Origin of the sequence: Pseudoxanthomonas sp. CF385 (assembly GCF_900104255.1) — a bacterium.
Taxonomy (GTDB): Bacteria; Pseudomonadota; Gammaproteobacteria; order Xanthomonadales; family Xanthomonadaceae; genus Pseudoxanthomonas_A.
This window is the reverse complement of record NZ_FNKZ01000006.1, coordinates 1-2623: the sequence shown is the minus strand read 5'-3', so window position 1 is coordinate 2623 and position 2623 is coordinate 1. Positions and strand designations below refer to the sequence as shown.

Here is a 2623-nt window from a genome sequence, read left to right as displayed (position 1 = left end):
CGCATCGATCCGGCCGTGCGCGCGCGCATCGCCGCGCTGGCGGTGTCCGGCCAGCAACACGGCTTCGTGCCGGTGGATGCCGATGGCAATGTGCTGGCCCCGGCCAAGCTGTGGTGCGATACCAGCACGACCGCCGAGTGCGGGCAGATCATGGACGCCGTGGGCGGCGCGGCGCGCACCATCGCGCTGGCCGGCAATCCGATCATGGCCGGTTACACCGCCTCCAAGCTGCCGTGGACCAAGACCCACCGGCCCGAGGCCTACGCGCAGCTGGCGAGCATCCTGCTGCCGCACGACTACCTGAACTTCGTGCTGACCGGCCAGCGCTTCTGCGAGTACGGCGATGCCTCCGGTACGGGCTGGCTCGACGTGCGCACGCGCACGTGGTCGGCCGAGCTGCTGCAAGCGACGGACGGGGAGCGTGATCTCGCTGCTTGCCTGCCGCCGTTCGCCGCCCCCGATGCGCTGTTCGACATCGATCCGGCCGCGGCCGCACGACTGGGTGTGCCGGTCACGGCAAAGGTCGCCGTCGGTGGCGGCGACAACATGATGGCGGCCATCGGCACCGGCTGCGTGGAGGAGGGCCGCCTGGCGATGAGCCTGGGCACCTCGGGCACGCTGTTCGCGTACTCGGACACGCCGGTGGTCGATCCGGCCGGCGCATGGGCCGCGTTCTGTTCGTCGACCGGCGGCTGGCTGCCGCTGATCTGCACGATGAACTGCACGGTGGCCACCGAGCAGGTGGCCAAGGCGTTCGGCTTCAGCACGCGCGACGGCGACATGCACCTGCAGGCGACACCGCCTGGCGCAGACGGCCTGGTGATGCTGCCCTTCCTCAACGGCGAGCGCACCCCGGACCTGCCGCGGGGCAAGGGCGTGCTGGCCGGACTGGACGCGAACACCATGACCGCAGCGCACCTCTACCGCGCCGCGATGGAAGGGGCGACCTACAGCCTGAAGTACGGCTTCGATGCCTTCGTGCGTGCCGGCATGGGCTTCGAGCGCATCGTGCTGACCGGCGGCGGCAGCAACAGCGCGGCATGGCGGCAGCTGGTGGCCGATGTGTTCGGCCTGCCGGTCGATGTGCCCCTGCAGTCCGAGGGCGCGGCCTTCGGCGCGGCGCTGCAGGCGCTGTGGGCGTGGGGCAAGGCGCAGGGAAGCGATGCATCCATCGCCGAGGTCGCACGCCAGCACGTGGCCGTCGATCCCGCCCTGTCCGCCACGCCCGATGCCTCCCGCACGCCGGCCTATGCGGCGGCCTACCGCCGCTTCCTTGACTACCTCGATGCCGTCAGCCCGCTGCAACGCGGCTGACGTCCCCCACGCGACACCTCGCACAACCACAGGAACACCGTCCCATGAGCACCCAGCCCTTCATCGGCGCCCAGGAATACTTCCCCGGCATCGGCCGCATCCCCTTCGAGGGCCGCGGCTCGGACAACCCGCTGGCGTTCAAGGTCTACGACGCGCAGAAGAAGATCGGCGGCAAGACCATGCAGGAGCACCTGCGCTTCGCGGTCTGCTACTGGCACACCTTCTGCAACGCCGGCCACGACCCGTTCGGCCCGGGCACGCGCCACTTCCCGTGGGAGGCCGGCGCGCCGATGGCCACGGCCGAGGCCAAGGTCGATGCCGCGTTCGAGTTCTTCACCAAGCTGGGCGTGCCGTACTGGTGCTTCCACGACATCGACCTGGCCCCGGATGCCGAGGACATCGGCCAGTACCAGAAAAACCTCACGCACATGACCGCCCTGGCCAAGGCGCGCCAGGAGGCCACCGGCATCAAGCTGCTGTGGGGCACGGCCAACCTGTTCTCGCATCCGCGCTACATGAACGGGGCATCGACCAATCCCGACTTCGCCGTCGTCGCCCGCGCCGCGGTGCAGGTGAAGGCCGCGCTGGAGGCCACGGTCGAACTGGGCGGTGAGCACTACGTGTTCTGGGGCGGCCGCGAAGGCTACGCCTCGCTGGTCAACACCGACATGAAGCGCGAGCTCGCGCACCTGGCCCGCTTCCTGACGATGGCACGCGATTACGGCCGCAGCATCGGCCTGAAGGGCAACTTCCTGATCGAGCCCAAGCCGATGGAGCCGATGAAGCACCAGTACGACTTCGACAGCGCCACCGTGGCCGGCTTCCTGAAGGCGCACGGGCTGGAGAAGGACTTCAAGCTCAACATCGAGGCCAACCACGCCACGCTCTCGGGCCATACGTTCGAGCACGACCTGCAGGTGGCCTCCGACCACGGCCTGCTGGGCAGCATCGACGCCAACCGCGGCAACGCGCAGAACGGCTGGGACACCGACCAGTTCCCCACCGACCTGTACGACACCGTCGGGGCGATGCTGGTGGTGCTGCGCCAGGGCGGGCTTGAGGGCGGGCTGAACTTCGATGCCAAGGTGCGCCGTGAGTCGACCGACCTGGAAGACCTGTTCATCGCCCACATCGGCGGCATGGACGCGTTCGCGCGCGGCCTGGAAGTGGCGCATGCGCTGCTGACCGACTCGCCGTGGGAGTCCTGGCGCAAGGCGCGCTACGCCAGCTTCGACAGCGGGCAGGGCAGGGATTTCGAGACCGGTGCGCTGGATCTGGCCGGCCTGGCCGGTCTGGCCACGCAGCTCGG

General features: G+C 69.5%; 2 protein-coding genes. Both read left to right on the top strand.

The features are described 5' to 3' along the window. On the top strand, positions 1-1314 hold a 1314-nt coding region (gene xylB / locus BLT45_RS17990), incomplete at its 5' end, for a xylulokinase (protein ID WP_093304425.1). Between the two features lie 44 nt (positions 1315-1358). Continuing rightward, a partial coding sequence (gene xylA, locus BLT45_RS17985) for a xylose isomerase (RefSeq protein WP_093304421.1) occupies positions 1359-2623 on the top strand: 1265 nt, incomplete at its 3' end.